The sequence below is a fragment of the Hallerella sp. genome (genome assembly GCF_022776125.1).
In the GTDB taxonomy this organism is placed as follows: domain Bacteria; phylum Fibrobacterota; class Fibrobacteria; order Fibrobacterales; family Fibrobacteraceae; genus Hallerella; species Hallerella succinigenes.
Genome location: NZ_JALFIA010000071.1, coordinates 1 through 14,668 on the forward strand (window position 1 = coordinate 1; position 14,668 = coordinate 14,668).

The following is a 14,668-nucleotide window of genomic DNA, read 5'->3' on the forward strand; positions in this document are numbered from 1 at the left end:
GACGACTGAACAGCCGTTGACATTGAAGATGGATTTGTATAATTTTGACATGGGCTTTTTCTTCTGTTTTTTTTGGCGATTAAATTTTAGAAAATAGCCCATTTTTTTTGTTTGATTTAGGCGAAAGTCAACAAAAAAAGGGTGGCGAAGCCACCCACACATGTTGATGAAGAGCCCTTTTTTCCTGTATTTGCTACATTTGAGCTCAAAATGCTCGAATCTTTGAACTTCCACTTCGCCTTTTATGATTGGCTGCTCGTGATTGTCGTCTCGGCCCTCGGCACGATCAGCGCCTATTTGAAGGACCCGCAACTGAAAGCGGTAACGGCGACGATTCCCATTCCCTGCGGATTCGCCTATATCGCAGTCGGACTTCCGATGGGAGCGTCCAATGCTATCTCGGGCTTCATGTGCCTTTTGTATGTGCACATCGTGCGGATCCTGCATTACAAGGCCAAGGTTCCAATCGTTTTAAGCATTATCGCAGGGCTCGCCTTTTTCGTTTGCCTCAGCACCTTTTTAATGCCGCGCGTTCCCGACAGCGAAGCCTTCTTTATCGGTGTATGCATTTTCGACTGTATTCTCGGCATCATACTTTTCCAGACGCAGACGTACAAGCCGGGCGTCCGTTACAAGACGCCGCTCCCGGTTTACATCAAAGCGCCGGCAATCGCCTTTGTCGTGAGCGGACTGATGCTGATTAAAAATTGGATGGGAGGATTCTGCACAAGCTTCCCCATGATGAATTCCATCGTAAGCTACGAGAGCCGTCATTCCTTAGGCGATCAGTGCAGACAGCTTCCGCTTTTTTTGATCGCGGCTCCGTTCATGTTCGTCGAAATGCATTTCATCGAAACGCGTCTTGGCTGGAACCATTGGATTGTATTGCTTTGCGGATACGTTCTTTTTGCCGCTATCTACTGGCCTCTGAATCAAGAGTTGAAGCGTCGGGTAAGGGCTGCGGGAGGCGTTGAATTACAGCCTCCATCTCCGAAGTAAATTTGTGTGAAATGAACCAGTGAGGTTCCTTTCCCGGAATCCGGATCTGTGCACGGTACGCAAAGAGCATCTGCGTTTTTGCCCCGAGCTTTTGAAAATCTTCTTCCGTCAAAGGTCCATTTCCGCTGACGAGCTTCTTGTAATAATCCCCGTCAAAGGAATAGAGTTTATCGCCGACGACGGGATAGCCTAAATGCGAAAGATGCGCCCGGATCTGATGCTTGCGTCCGGTAAAGAGTTCCGCTTCGACAAGCGAAAACGGCGCTTCGATATCGCCGATCTTTTCATGGAAAACGGCAACCCTGTGAAATACGGTCTTGCAAGGCTTGCCGTTTGCAAACGGAAACATCTTAATACGGATGAAATGGTTCGGGTCTTCACGAAGAGGTTCTTCACAAAGGATTTCGCCTTCCGGGAATTCCCCGCGGACAACCGCCAGGTAAACCTTGCGAAGAAGAATCAAGTCGAGGGATTTTTCAAAACGTTTCGCCGTATCCTTGTCCTTCGCAAAAATCATAATGCCGCCCGTATCTCGGTCTAGACGATGCATTGGGGAAAGCTCTTCATTCTTGAACGCGCGGCGGATCACGCCGGTGAACGTGTTGTAAAAAATGTGCCCCGTGTGATGCACCGGGATTCCCGCAGGCTTGGAAACGATCAAAAAATCATCGTCTTCGTAAAGCGTTTCAAAATCTGTCGGCACTTCCGGTTCTGTGTAATTGTCGACACGGTAAACGACCTTGTCTTTGGGCATCACAATCATTTCGGGAGTCGCCACGACTCCGTTCAAGGTCACAAGGCCCTGTTCGATCTTCGACAGCCATTCCTCTTTAGAATGGTACGTGAAGCGGACGGAAAGTTCATCGGCAAGAGTCATGCCCCGCTGTTCGTTTCGAACAACGCTTTCAAAGTACATCGTCTGCGGGACGCTGCTCATAAGCGGTAAAGATGGTTCTTTCGAATGTATTCAAAGACTCTCGAATCGAGGCCTTCGGGGTTCTTTCCCGAGCCGAAGAAAAGTTCCTTGCGGATGTCGCTGCTTGCAAACTTGCCGTCAAAGCCCTGTTCCTTTCCGACAAGAAAGATATCGGCATAGCCTTTCGCCTTGTGTTCCTGCGGATCGGGCATCGGGATTCCGCGGCGCTCGAAGACGATCAGTTCGAATTCTTTCAAGAGCCGCGGACCGTTGAATTCGGTGCCGTAAAAATGCAGCGGGTCGCGCCAATGCGGAATGCCGACGTAGCTGTCAGCACCGACGAGAAGTCTAAAATTCAAGTCCGGGTATTTTTCTCGGAGCGTGCTCATGGTGACGTAAGAGCCGCGGTAATCCTCCATCTGCAATTCCATTTCGGAAACCGCAATCCGGGAATCGTCCCCGATCACCAGATCCAGCATGTTCAAGCGGTCTTCCGCCGACGCAAAAAGTTTCTTATCCCAGCGGTCCGGGCTCGGAATAAACCAGAGTTCATCACAAAGTCGAATATCGAGACAAAGCTTCGCGAGGCGAACATGATCCTGATGAATCGGATCAAAGGCACCACCGAAAATCGCAACCGTTTTAGTAGACATAGACAACAAAACCAACATTGAATTGGAGCCGGGTACCGCCCACACGCAGTTCCTTTACCGGATCGTAATGCGAACGGATCCAACGGTACTCGAGTTCGGTGACAATCGCCGCCGTCGGTAACATTTGGAAGGTCGCACCTCCACCAACGCCCCATTCATTCCAAGTCACATCCCCTATATTGGCAAGCTGTTTCGCTCTTGAAAACGAACCTATCAAATAAGGTCTTCCTGGCCCGCCGAGAGAAGCTCCAAGAGTCACATTAAACGCGCGAGACTTGACCGAAAGATGTTCCCCGTCCGCATCCGTCCGCGAATAATTGTACAAGCCATAACCCAAACGGCAATAACCGATTCCGTTGATCCACGCCCCGATAAAAGGCGTCATCCGGTTTAGGCCCGCCCCATCCGTACCGTCGCTCAAAATGCCATAGCCCGTTTCTGCCACAGCACCGACCACAAACGGCAACTTCTGCGCAAATGCGGAAGTCACAAACAAAAGGGCGAGGATGCAGAAAATCTGTTTCATAGGACCATCGCAAGGAGCATAAAGAAACAGATCAAAACATTCGACAAAGCGTCCAACTTGTGCCACCGGTAAATGCTTTTAGAAACCGTTTTCTGGTTATTCAAAATCAAGCAGTGGAATCGATCGGAAAGCAGGCACGACAGGGTGAACTTGAGTGTAACCAACGAAAGTACCCAATACGCAAAACCGGCAAAGTAAGCCGCCGAAACATAACCGAGCAAAAGGGAGACGTTCTGAATGGAATTCACCCACCGCGTATTGCCGAGCGGTTCATCGAATTCCGAAAGCATTTCCCGATAATCCGCGACCTTCTTTTGCATCGCTCCAAAGTTATCGAGCAACAGCGAAAGGCTGTACCCGAAAACGATAACAGACGCAACGATTAGAATGTAGGAACAAGCGGTAACCATCAGAGCTCAATATAGAAAGCTTCTTTGACGTTATGGATTCTTTTTGGACTTTTGAGCGCCTAAGGAATTGCGTTCCCAGAAGACTCCGTCGGTATAGCCTTGAATCGAAGCGTCATCGCCCGCGATTTCAAGCCTTTTTTCGCAAAGGCATGCGTATTCAAGATTCTGTTCGATGCCAAAAAACTGACGTCCGAGCTTTTTGGCAACAACGCTCGTGGTGCCGCTGCCGAGGAACGGGTCAAAGACAATACTTTCCGGCCTGGAAGAGGCGAGAATGAGCTTTGCTATGAGCTTTTCCGGTTTCTGCGTCGGATGGTCCGTGTTTTCGGGCATGCTCCAGAACGGGATGCTGATATCGTCCCAAAAATTCGACGGAGCGGTATCGCGGAACTTGCCCGTTTCGGAATCGTTCCAATCCTTGGGTTCACCGTTTAATTTGTACGGAGCGATGACACGGCGACGCAAACGAACCGCGTCCAGGTTAAAGCAGTAATTTTGCGGATCCTTGACGGCAAACCAGATGTCCTCCATGCCATTTTTCCAGTTTGCTGAAGCGCCACGTCCCTTTTCACGGCCCCACGTAATGCGGTTCAAGACGCAGAGCTTGCTTTGCAGGGAGCGTTGAATGGCACAGGAAGACCTCCAATCGCCGCAGACGTACAGCGAACCGTCCGGCTTGAGCACACGAACAAGTTCCCCCATCCAGGAATCCAGATAGGCTTCATATTCCGCATCGGACATTGCCGAAAAACGGGAACCGTTAAAATTCTTCGCCAAATTATACGGCGGATCGACGATGATCAAGTCTGCAACTTCAGCAGGAATCCGAGAAAGCACGGTCAAAGTATCGCCGAGAATCGTTTTTCCGAGAAGATTCTGGAGTGCAAATGCAGACGGCTTCGACGAAACCTTCAAAAGTTTTTTTGCATAGCGGGAACGTTCCGATTCCGAGAGGGCAATCGTCCGGTTGCGAGGCGCTCTGACTTTAGGCTTTATTCCGGCCATCTTTCGCTTAAGGAAGCTTCATCGGTCACAAGCATCACACGCGATTTCGAACCGCGCTTGGGACCGCAGATATTCAAACGTTCGAGCTGATCGACGATCTTACCGGCACGGCTAAAGCCCACCGAGAAATGGCGCTGCACTTCCGACGTCGAAAGCGAGCCGCGTTCAATGCCGTAACGCGCCACCGACAAGGCGAGCGGATCGATTTTGCCCGCAAAACCCGGAGCGCCGTCGCCGTCTTCGCCCATTTCGGACGGATCGTCGATTTCAAAGGTTTCGAGTCGTTCGTAATGTACGTTCTGCTGGGAGCAGGCATCCGCGAGTTTTTCCACTTCTTCATCGGTCAAGAATCCACCGTGCACGCGGGACGGTTCCGGATCTTCGCCCGAACGGTAAAGCATGTCGCCACGGCCCAAAAGCTTTTCAGCACCAGCGCGGTCCATCACCGTACGGGAGTCCACCTGTGAAGCCACCTTAAAGCTGATACGTGCCGGGAGGTTCGCCTTAATAAGACCCGTAATCACGTTGACAGAAGGACGCTGCGTCGCAATCACCAGATGAATACCTACCGCACGGGCCTTTTGAGCGATACGGGCGATGTACTTTTCCACTTCCTTGCCGGCGACCATCATCAAGTCTGCAAGTTCATCGATCACGATCATGATGTAGGGCATATTTTCCATGCGTTCAGACGGCATAATCCGCATATCGGCCGGAGGAGTCGGAATCTGGATTGTCGGATCATTTCCCGGATCTTCGCCTGCGGCGATCTTCGCTTCGCGTTCCGCCTTTTGCTTTTCGATGGCGGATTCTGCTACAATCTTTTCCGCTTCGTATTCGGCTCGGGCCTTTTCCGCTCTTTCGATCAGTTCGAGCTGTTCCTTGCGCTTTGCGTTATAACCGACCAGGTTGCGCACCTTCCACTTGGCGAGTTCTTCATAGCGGCGGTCCATTTCGACGCAGGCCCACTTCAAAGCGCTCACCGCTTGATCCGGCTGCGTCACGACAGGCGCAAGCAGGTGCGGAATAGCTTCATACAGTTTGAGTTCCACCACCTTCGGGTCCACAAGAATCATGCGGAGTTCATCCGGAGTCTTGCTAAAGAGAAGGCTCGCCATAAGCGTATTGATACAGACGGACTTACCGGAACCTGTCTGACCGGCGATCAAAATATGCGGCGCACGGCAAAGGTCCATCGTGTACGGATTGCCCGTAATATCCTTGCCAAGAGCGATAATGAGCTTATCCGGCTGCGGCTTAAAGAGCGGGCTTTCAAAGATATCTCGGCAGTAAACCGTTTGCAATTTGCGGTTCGGCACTTCCACGCCAACGAGGGATTTTCCAGGAATCGGCGCAAGAATTCGAATGGACTTCGCCTTGAGTGCTAGCGCCAAATCTTCATGCAACGAAGCAAAGCGAGAAACTTTGACACCCGGACCCGGTTCCACTTCAAAGCGCGTAATCATCGGGCCTGTCGAAATACCGAGCACTTTACCCTTGACTTTAAAGTTTTCGAGTTGTTCTTCCAGCTGATGACTGATTTCATCGAGTTCCTCAGCCGTATAATCGGGCTTTTGTTCCGGAGGAACATCGAGAATATCCGGCACCTTCGGAATTTCATAGGCATCGTATTTTTGAACAGGTGCAGCGGCAAGTTGCGCCTCGGTCGGCGAAAGAGTCGAAGTTTCTTCTACCGAAGGAGCGTCTTCATTCAAAACATCCACCGGTACCGCATTCTGGACATTCGTCTTCAGTTCTTCCAAAGGCTTGTCCGGATCCGTACCATCCTGACGTTCCACGATACCCTTGATCGACGGACGACCGTGGCGATTGTTTTCCCAGTCGTTCATCTGCTGAACCTGACGCAGTCGAGCGACTTCATCGCGCAGATTGCGAATTTCCATAGCGCCCATGTTCCATTCGTTTTCACGCAGGAAACGTTCCTTTTCTTCGATTTCCTTTTCAGCTGCATTCGCATAACCGCCCAAAGTATCGTATGCAGGCGAGGCGTTTTCAACAGGCGCCTTTTGCTTTGGAGCGTCCATCTCGGTCGGTTCGTTCGACGGAGAGAATTGGCGGATCACGGTATCGCTCTGCTGCACGGGAATCGTCCCGTCAAATGCTCCAGGGATTCCGCGGAAAGGCTTTGCCTTGCCCGAGTAAATCGTATAATCGCTGTCCCATTCCGGAGCGGGGATCTTTGCCTTGAGAGCTTTCTCTTTCGCCTTTGCCAGGGACTTGTTGACCGGGGCTTCTTCCTTTTCAATCGGCAGGGATTCTCTGCAAGGGCGGTTTGCCCACCAGCCCGCGATACAATCAAACGGAATCTTGATAAAGGCAAAATGCGACGGGCGAAGTCCAAAAGAAATCACAAAAATCGCAAGCAGGATTACGCACAAAATCGCAAACGGGAACGCAAAATTTTCCCTCCCAAAGATCGGCCAAATCAGACTCTGCACCAAAAAATAGCCAAAGCGTCCACCCGCCCCGTAAAGCGCATCCGTTTTTAACGACAGCGTCCCAGAAAGGGTTGAAGTCAGTGCAAGCATCGCAGGGCAAAGCACGGACAACGCCGAAAATCCAATACAGGTGCGCAAAAGTTTCGGAAATTCCCCGGCGAGCAACAGCCAAACGCCCCAGCAAATCGCGCAAACAGAAAGAACCGTTGCCGAGAACTTTCCAAACACATAGACGACAGCCTGTGGGAAAAGCGTACCAAAAATCGGTCCGAGCCAGTTCTTTTCACTGCCGATAAACGAGACCAAGGCGACCAGCAAGAAAAGGCCGAAAGCGAAGAACGCCACACCAAAAATGCGCTTCACGGTCTTCGGGTCCGTCGATTTTCCCTTCTTTTTTGTCTTTTTGGAACCTTTATCCATCTTCTTTTTGCTATCCGTCATAGTGCATAAAATATAGCCATTTCCATTTGTCACATTTGACAATCGCACTACTTTTCTATGTTTTGAATGTGAGATTCAAGCATCCTAAAAAAATAAAAAGAATGGTGGCAGGGCTATTCGCCGGGATTCTCCTTGCGCACCTCGTCGCATTGATTCCGCATTCCATGCTCCTCCGCACCGAATACATCTTTTACGATGCCTTTTCGAAGCATGCTTCCGAAATCAATGAAGATCACCCGGAAGACATTCTGATCGTTGATATCGACGAAAATTCTTTGAGCAAATACGGACCCTACAACGAGTGGACAAGAGACATGCACGCTCAAGTCGTGCAAAAACTCGAAGAGGGCGGAGCCGCATCGATTTCTTTTGACATTCTTTTTAAGAATGCGGACTTTGGAAACCGCAACGCGATCCGTGCTCAGCAAATGTTGTACGCTCTTTATCCCGAAAAGGAATGGCGCTACGACTTCGACAAGATCCGCCAAGCCTACGACTACGATTCCGTTCTCGTGCGAACGATTGCCGATAATCCAAACGTCATCGTCTGCGGCACATTCAGTTCCCGCACCGATTACAAGCATCAATCCCAATGGATGCCCCTGAGTACGAATATTCGCGCAAGAGATGTCGCCGCCAAACCGACCTTCCACTTGGAACAGGTGACAAATCTTGAAAACGTGGAATCCAAAGATCTCCTCGACAACGTCTTCCCGGAACTTTCCCATGCGGCAAAGAACTTTGGCGTTGTCAACGCAACGCCCGATGAAGATGGCGTTCTCCGCAAAATGCGCCTGCTTTACCGATTTCCGAATGCAGAAATCTGGCCCCGCGATTCCAGTCAAATTTACCCGACGATATCGCTTGTCACGGTCATGCACCTTTTTAAAACGCATCCGGATTCAGTCCAAATCAAGATGGGAGAATACATCGACCTCGGTAAGCCTTTCGGCATTTACCGCGATAGTCTTGGCACTCTCCGCACCACCTATCCGCAGATCACTTACCCGATGATCCGCCAAGTCTTCAAGAACAAGGCGTCTCTCCTCACTCGCCCGAACCACAAAGACAGCATCCCGGATTCCCTGCAAGAAATCACGCCGCAAATCCAAGCATACAAGGATACGAACGGGAATATCTCCATCATGACAAACGAGGGGGATTTCGATATGGACGACGAAGAACTGACCGACTTTGACAAGGAAAGCATTCAGACTTTCGCCCGCGAACTGAAGGACCTTCCAAAAGGCAAAACGCTATGGCTTTCAGCCACTCTCGACTTTCACTACAACGTCAAAAAGAAACGTTGGCTTTCGAACTATTCCATTCTTTCCGCCGACGTTTTAGACTCTCTTTTTGCCGCCGACACGAATGCGATCCATGCGCTAAAGACCGGTGAAGAAATGCGCTTTGGAAAACGGAAGCGCATCCCGATCGATGAACACGGCGATTTTTTGATCACCTTCAAAAGCGCCTACAACATTCCGCCGAATCAGAGAGCCTTCCAGCACATTTCCTATTACGATGTCGCCGAAGGGCGAATACCCAAGGAAAGCTTCCAGGGTAAAATCTTTATTTTGGGAAGCGCCGCCCCTGCGATGTTCGACTTTTATGCAGCACCGCATGAAGATCACTTCCCCGCTGTGATTACGCAGGCGACGATCGTGGACAACATTTTAAATGACGACTACATGCGCGAAGCCTTCCCGAACCCGATTCTTTTCTTAATCACGGCGATTGTGGCGATTACGATTGGACTTTTCGCTTCGCAGTATGTGGCGCTACTCTTCTTGATCGTTTTGTTCCTCTTCGATATATTTACGGCGTACAACTTTTTCTCGCACGGCTTTTATATCGGCTGTACCACGTACATCATCGAAGGCGTTCTCGCATTCCTCGGTTCATTCTTGGTGCGCTTCTATTTTGAATCCCGAGACAAGAACTTCCTCGACAAATCCTTCAAGCAGTATATTTCCGACGATTTGATTGACGAAATGCTGACGAACGAAAAAGAGCCTGAGCTCGGCGGTGAAAAAAAATACCTGAGCGCCTTCTTCACGGACATTCAAAGTTTCTCCACTTTCTCGGAACAGATCGGCGACCCGAAAAAACTCGTGGACCTTTTAAACGATTACCTGACCGCGATGACAGACATCATCAAGGATCAGAACCAGGGAACCCTCGACAAGTACGAAGGAGATGCGATCATCGCCTTCTTCGGAGCCCCGACGCCGATTGAACGCCAACGCCGTCACGCTTTGATGAGTGCTATATCCATGCAGCGGATGCAGGAACACCTGCGCGAAAACTGGAAGCGACACAAGAATCACAAGAACCGGGACTTGCCAAAAGACGTCAGCTTCCCCGAAAGCGTTTACCACATGCACACGCGTGTCGGCATCAACTCGGGCGAAATCCTCGTCGGCAACATGGGATCCGAAACTCGCAAGAATTACACGATCATGGGCGACGCCGTGAACCTCGCCTCACGCCTTGAAAGCATCGGAAAGCAATACGGCACCTACATTCTCGTCTCAGAAGAAACGCTCACCGGAACGAACGACCCGCAAGATAAAACGGATTACCGCAACGAGTTCATCACCCGTCCGATTGACCGATTAAAAGTTGTGGGCAAGAGCGAAGCCGTGCAGATTTATGAAGTCCTAGGATTAAAATCGGAACCGAATGCGGGACAGCTGAATCTGCTCGTTTCGCTTTGGGCAAAAGCTCAACAGCTTTACTACGCCCAAAAATGGGATGAAGCGATAGACTCCTTTGAAGAATCCAAGCTTCTCGAGCCGCACCTGCAGATCAAAGATCCGGGCGCACGTCCAACCCCGTCGGAAGTTTTCATCAAACGTTGCAAGGAATATAAGCAGAATCCGCCCGTCGCCGCCGGTGAAATCTGGGATGGAATCTACTCCGCGACTTCCAAATAAAGGCGTTCTACCGCAGCGGCAAATGTTTCGTTTTCCGAAAGCAGGCTCACCACGATCCAGCCGTCTTCATCAAAGTCAAAGAAGAATCCGGGTTGCACAAGGACCTTCGCCTTTTCCAAAAGTCTAAGCGTGAGTTCTTCGTCATCCGCGTCTTCGAAATGCAAGGCTGCATACCAGCCGCCCTGCACATTCGGCATCACGTCCCTCGACGGAAAACGCTTGCGGAGAATTTCCAAATTTTTCCGGATGCGCTCTTCGATCGCCATCTCGTAAGCGAGAGACTTTTCAAGCATCGGAGCGGCTAGCGAAAATGCAGACGAAGCGACGCTCAGGTAGGCGTCTGCCACATATTCGAGCGCAGGCTTCAAAGCGTTTCCCAATCGTCCCGCGCGGTAAGCGATCCAGCCAAGCTTCAGCTGTGGCGAACCGACTGACTTGGAAAATCCTCCGAGAAAGAACACAGGAACATCTTTTGAGTCCCAGTTCCACGGACGTTCCGAACCGTCATAAATAAAGTCGCTAAAGACTTCGTCCACGACAATCGCCAAATCTTCACGGGACGCAAATTCCACAGTCTCTGCCCATTCCTTTTTCGAAAGGACATGGCCCGTAGGATTGTTCGGGGAAACGATGAGTAAAATCTTGGTGTTCGGCGGGAACGCATAAAGCGAATTGGAATCGAGCTTCCAATTTCCACTGTCGAGTTCCGTAAAATACGGTGCAGTCTTCAAAAATTCGAGAGCCGCCAAAGAATCCAAAAGCGGATAACCCGGAAGCGGTGTTAAAATCGAATCGCCCGGATTGCAAAGCGTCTTGAAAAGAATCGAATAGGCTTCGCTCGTGCTTGCGGTCAGCTGGATATCTTCCGCATCAAAATTTCCGCCGCGGTCGGCATAGTATTTAGAAACCGCCTTGCGGGCTTCTTCCCAGCCACAGGCATCCGGATTCCAGGTGGAAAACTTTTTCAAGGTCTGCGGTAAAACAGCATCCAGGTCAAAGGCTTGCCCTGTACGGAGAGGGCTTGAAACCGTCAAGTCCGTATAGCCTTGCACCGAGCGTTTTAACTTCGAAAGTTGCGAAAAAAAAGGAGAATCTGAAAGATCCTCCGGAAGTCTTTTGGAAAGACGCATTACTTCTTTTTACCCTTCCAAATTACGAGAAGTGCAGTTGCAATGGCGATCCCCGCAGGAACCGCGAGCACAAGGATAATGAGCAGCAGTTTCTTCGGCTTGGAAAGATCCTGGATCTTTTCGCGAAAGTCCTGAACCTTCTGTTTTGCCATGCGGATCTTTTCCATTGCAACCCTCCTCTTGTTCACTTGATTAAATCAAGTGAGCCGCGATCCAGCTTTCGAGTTCGTCAATCTTCACCAGTTCCTGCTTCATGGAGTCGCGTTCACGGACTGTCACGTAGCCGAGCTTTGCCGGGTCGAATTCGCCTTCGCCCACGGTGTCGAAGTCGACCGTCACGCAGAACGGAGTTCCCAGTTCGTCCTGACGGCGGTAACGCTTACCGATGGACTGGGTTTCGTCGTATTCCACATTCCAGTGGTTCAAAAGCTTCTGGTAAATTTCTTCAGCCTTTTCCTTGACCTTGCCCTTCTTGACGAGCGGGAGAACAGCCACCTTCACCGGAGCGATCTTCGGGTCAAAGTGGAGCACGGTACGTTCGTCGTTTTCGAGCTTTTCAACTTCGTAAGCGTCGCAGAGGAGCACGAGGAGAAGACGTTCCACACCGAGGGACGGTTCCACAACGTACGGGATGTAGCGCTTGTTCTGCACCGGGTCGATGTATTCCTGCTTGACCTTGGATTCGTTCTGGTGCTGCGTCAAGTCGTAATTCGTGCGGCTTGCAATGCCCCAAAGTTCGCCCCAGCCGAACGGGAATTCGTATTCCACGTCGGTGGTACCGTTCGAATAGTGAGAAAGTTCTTCCTTCGCATGTTCGCGGAGGCGGAGCTTTTCCTTGTTCACGCCGAGATCGTTCACGAGCCAGTCGAAGCAGTACTTGCGCCAGAAGTTGTACCATTCCAGTTCGGTACCCGGTTCGCAGAAGAATTCCAGTTCCATCTGTTCGAATTCACGGGTACGGAAGATAAAGTTACCCGGAGTGATTTCATTACGGAAGCTCTTACCAATCTGGCCCACGCCGAACGGGATCTTCGGGCGGACGTTGTCGACAATGTTCTTGAAATCGACAAAGATACCCTGGGCGGTTTCCGGACGCAGGTATACCTTGTTGCCTTCGCCTTCGATCACGCCGATTTCGGTCTGGAACATCAGGTTGAATGCGCGGGGCTTGGTCCAGTCGGTCTTGCCGCAGGTCGGGCATTCGATCTTGTTGTCCATCATCATCTGGTGGACTTCGTCAAAATTCTTACCGGCGCAGCAGCCTTCGCCGAGCTTGTCTTCCAAAAGTTGGTCAGCGCGGAAACGTTCGTGGCAAGCAAGGCAGTCCACGAGCGGGTCAGAGAAGTTGCCCACGTGGCCCGAAGCCTTCCATACGCGGGGGTTCAAAAGAATGGAACTGTCAAGACCCAGCACGTCTTTACGGCTGGTAACAAACTTCTTCCACCAAAGGTTCTTGATGTTACGCTTGAGTTCCACGCCATACGGACCGTAGTCCCAAGTATTGGCGAGACCGTCATAAATTTCGGAACCCGGGAAAATGAATCCGCGGCGTTTACAGAGGGAAATGATGTCCTTAAGAGCATCCTGGACTTTCTTTGCCATGATATAATCCTTTTAGAGCCTTTTTTTAGGCGCGACTAGGAACCTACCTGGATGATAGGCCCTGACTTTTTCCAAATATAGCAAGAAAACGGCGTCTAATGGTAACGCTTTTCGAAACGAGGACTCCCAGTAAACTTTACATTCCAATTAAAATTTTTATTTTGCACCTACCTATGAGAAAAACGATTTCTGTTATCACAGCCTTTTTTGCCGCAAGTGCCTTTGCTGCGGGAACTTATCCGAGTGAAGAAATCGTCTCGTACAGCCCATCCGTAAGCTTCATTCTTCACGAAGACGAATCCCCTGTAGAAGATTCTGACTCGAACGCATTCGCGCCATTCCTTCCCGGATTCAACGCGGGACCGGAAGGCAGCGAACCGGACGAATTTTTGGACGAAGCCTCCGCCATCGACAACATGATCGATTCCATCGCCGAAGCGACGCAGATTGACACGGTCGAAATCGATATGACGCAGGCAGCCCTTCCGCTTGAAAGCACCCGTATCACTTCTCCCTTCGGATTTAGACATTACCGCATCCACAAGGGCATCGACATTGGACTTCGCCGCGGCGATACCATTCGAGCCTCATTTCCGGGACGCGTTGCACGGGTCCGTTACGAACGCCGCGGCTATGGCCGTTACATTGTACTGGATCATACGGGCTGCGGTGTCACACGCACCGTCTACGCACACCTTTCCAAGCAGTATGTCAAGGTTGGTCAAATAGTCAAAGCGGGCGAAGTCATCGGTCTCGGCGGCAGCACGGGTCGTTCCACGGGTCCACACCTGCATTTTGAAATGCGCGTCGGGGATACTCCTTTAAACCCGAACGACTATTTCGATTTTGCAAATCACACGTTCGTGCAAGAAAAGATCAAACTGCCGACGGTCGTTTTTGAAGGCGAATACGCCGCCCTGCAAAAAGAAGCGAGCAAACACCGTTACCACAAGGTGCGCCGAGGCGATACGCTCGGAAAGATCGCCCGCAAGTACCATACGACCGTTAGCCGTCTTCGCAAACTGAACGGCCTTGGCAAAAACTCCATTCTGCGCATCGGACGCATTATCCGCTGCTCGTAAAGTCTTTCCGCCTAACGGACGGCCCTTGACATTTTCAGCAACGGAATGATCGCCGGGTCGTCATGCGGATGTCAACACTTAAGTGTTCTCAAAAATTGGAAATCGACATTTTTTTATTATATTTGCATTGACATAGTTTAGAGTTCGCTCTTATTCGGACAGCTGAAAAACGGCCACAAATTCATCGTCTAGGAATAAGGCCGATTACTCACACCTCGTGGTGTGGGTCGTTTGTGCCTATTAGACGATAAGGTTTACTTGGTCGTTACCTCAGCTGTTTAGGGCACCTGCGATTCCACACTTTTTTTGTTTGGACAGCATCCTTGAACAAGACGGACTCCGCAGTTGAATTTTTCAAAACGGAGACAATATGAAAGCAAAATTCATCTCAGGCTTTGCGAGCATTCTCGTATTATCGTTCATTGCCGCTTGCGGCAATGACAGCAGTTCCTCAACAAACGCAGAAACAAGCTACGAAGAAAGCAGTTCTAGCGCCGAAAGAACAA

12 protein-coding genes are annotated in these 14,668 nt (G+C 50.6%); 3 read left to right on the forward strand and 9 right to left on the reverse strand.

Going from position 1 to position 14,668, the window contains the following annotated elements; genetic code table 11:
• The first annotated feature begins 210 nt into the window (after positions 1–210).
• On the forward strand, positions 211–999 hold the full coding sequence (locus MR847_RS08530; protein ID WP_287723521.1) for a hypothetical protein: 789 nt from the start codon (positions 211–213) through the stop codon (positions 997–999).
• Here the strand turns inward: MR847_RS08530 and MR847_RS08535 are convergent.
• Genes MR847_RS08535 through MR847_RS08560 form a run of 6 tightly spaced genes read right to left on the reverse strand, consistent with a single transcriptional unit; the run spans position 914 to position 7,409 of the window.
• Complete coding sequence (locus MR847_RS08535) at positions 914–1,936, reverse strand: pseudouridine synthase (RefSeq protein WP_100426451.1); 1,023 nt, start codon at positions 1,934–1,936, stop codon at positions 914–916. The two genes, MR847_RS08530 and MR847_RS08535, sit on opposite strands and share 86 nt — an antisense overlap.
• The gene (locus MR847_RS08540; protein WP_287723522.1) at positions 1,933–2,568 is read right to left on the reverse strand and encodes a nicotinate-nicotinamide nucleotide adenylyltransferase; all 636 of its coding nucleotides are present in this window, start codon (positions 2,566–2,568) and stop codon (positions 1,933–1,935) included. The genes MR847_RS08535 and MR847_RS08540 overlap by 4 nt, the downstream gene beginning before the upstream one ends.
• The gene (locus tag MR847_RS08545) at positions 2,558–3,094 is read right to left on the reverse strand and encodes a hypothetical protein (RefSeq protein WP_277001689.1); all 537 of its coding nucleotides are present in this window, start codon (positions 3,092–3,094) and stop codon (positions 2,558–2,560) included. Before MR847_RS08545 ends, MR847_RS08540 begins: the two co-directional genes overlap by 11 nt.
• Complete coding sequence (locus MR847_RS08550) at positions 3,091–3,504, reverse strand: hypothetical protein (protein WP_100426448.1); 414 nt, start codon at positions 3,502–3,504, stop codon at positions 3,091–3,093. Before MR847_RS08550 ends, MR847_RS08545 begins: the two co-directional genes overlap by 4 nt.
• A gap of 30 nt (positions 3,505–3,534) precedes the next feature.
• A complete protein-coding gene (locus MR847_RS08555; protein WP_277001692.1) occupies positions 3,535–4,509 on the reverse strand; it encodes a DNA-methyltransferase in 975 nt (324 codons plus the stop codon).
• Positions 4,497–7,409 (reverse strand): FtsK/SpoIIIE family DNA translocase, encoded by a 2,913-nt coding sequence (locus tag MR847_RS08560; protein ID WP_287723523.1) that lies wholly within the window; start codon positions 7,407–7,409, stop codon positions 4,497–4,499. Before MR847_RS08560 ends, MR847_RS08555 begins: the two co-directional genes overlap by 13 nt.
• A 101-nt stretch (positions 7,410–7,510) precedes the next feature.
• Here MR847_RS08560 and MR847_RS08565 point away from each other — a divergent pair, with 101 nt between their 5' ends.
• Positions 7,511–10,348, forward strand: a complete 2,838-nt coding sequence (locus MR847_RS08565; protein WP_287723524.1) for an adenylate/guanylate cyclase domain-containing protein — start codon at positions 7,511–7,513, stop codon at positions 10,346–10,348.
• On the opposite strand, the gene MR847_RS08570 is transcribed toward MR847_RS08565, so the two are convergent.
• From MR847_RS08570 to MR847_RS08580, 3 genes are read right to left on the reverse strand one after another with little or no spacing between them, the layout of a single operon-like run.
• A complete protein-coding gene (locus MR847_RS08570; RefSeq protein WP_287723525.1) occupies positions 10,327–11,478 on the reverse strand; it encodes a pyridoxal phosphate-dependent aminotransferase in 1,152 nt (383 codons plus the stop codon). The two genes, MR847_RS08565 and MR847_RS08570, sit on opposite strands and share 22 nt — an antisense overlap.
• Complete coding sequence (locus MR847_RS08575; RefSeq protein ID WP_157798057.1) at positions 11,478–11,645, reverse strand: hypothetical protein; 168 nt, start codon at positions 11,643–11,645, stop codon at positions 11,478–11,480. The genes MR847_RS08570 and MR847_RS08575 overlap by 1 nt, the downstream gene beginning before the upstream one ends.
• Positions 11,646–11,670: 25 nt before the next feature.
• Positions 11,671–13,080, reverse strand: coding sequence for a glycine--tRNA ligase (locus MR847_RS08580; protein WP_287723526.1), 1,410 nt, complete (start codon positions 13,078–13,080; stop codon positions 11,671–11,673).
• Positions 13,081–13,253: 173 nt separating this feature from the next.
• On the opposite strand from MR847_RS08580, the gene MR847_RS08585 reads away from it, so the two are divergent.
• A complete protein-coding gene (locus tag MR847_RS08585; protein WP_287723527.1) occupies positions 13,254–14,162 on the forward strand; it encodes a M23 family metallopeptidase in 909 nt (302 codons plus the stop codon).
• The last annotated feature ends 506 nt before the right edge of the window (positions 14,163–14,668 follow it).

Bases quoted from the DNA above. Each gene is read 5' to 3' on its own strand.
- MR847_RS08585 (WP_287723527.1), top strand. From the start codon at position 13,254: ATGAGAAAAACGATTTCTGTTATCACAGCCTTTTTTGCCGCAAGTGCC.
- MR847_RS08580 (WP_287723526.1), bottom strand. From the start codon at position 13,080: ATGGCAAAGAAAGTCCAGGATGCTCTTAAGGACATCATTTCCCTCTGT.
- MR847_RS08530 (WP_287723521.1), top strand. From the start codon at position 211: ATGCTCGAATCTTTGAACTTCCACTTCGCCTTTTATGATTGGCTGCTC.
- MR847_RS08575 (WP_157798057.1), bottom strand. From the start codon at position 11,645: ATGGAAAAGATCCGCATGGCAAAACAGAAGGTTCAGGACTTTCGCGAA.
- MR847_RS08555 (WP_277001692.1), bottom strand. From the start codon at position 4,509: ATGGCCGGAATAAAGCCTAAAGTCAGAGCGCCTCGCAACCGGACGATT.
- MR847_RS08570 (WP_287723525.1), bottom strand. From the start codon at position 11,478: ATGCGTCTTTCCAAAAGACTTCCGGAGGATCTTTCAGATTCTCCTTTT.
- MR847_RS08565 (WP_287723524.1), top strand. From the start codon at position 7,511: ATGGTGGCAGGGCTATTCGCCGGGATTCTCCTTGCGCACCTCGTCGCA.
- MR847_RS08540 (WP_287723522.1), bottom strand. From the start codon at position 2,568: ATGTCTACTAAAACGGTTGCGATTTTCGGTGGTGCCTTTGATCCGATT.
- MR847_RS08545 (WP_277001689.1), bottom strand. From the start codon at position 3,094: ATGAAACAGATTTTCTGCATCCTCGCCCTTTTGTTTGTGACTTCCGCA.
- MR847_RS08550 (WP_100426448.1), bottom strand. From the start codon at position 3,504: ATGGTTACCGCTTGTTCCTACATTCTAATCGTTGCGTCTGTTATCGTT.
- MR847_RS08535 (WP_100426451.1), bottom strand. From the start codon at position 1,936: ATGAGCAGCGTCCCGCAGACGATGTACTTTGAAAGCGTTGTTCGAAAC.
- MR847_RS08560 (WP_287723523.1), bottom strand. From the start codon at position 7,409: ATGACGGATAGCAAAAAGAAGATGGATAAAGGTTCCAAAAAGACAAAA.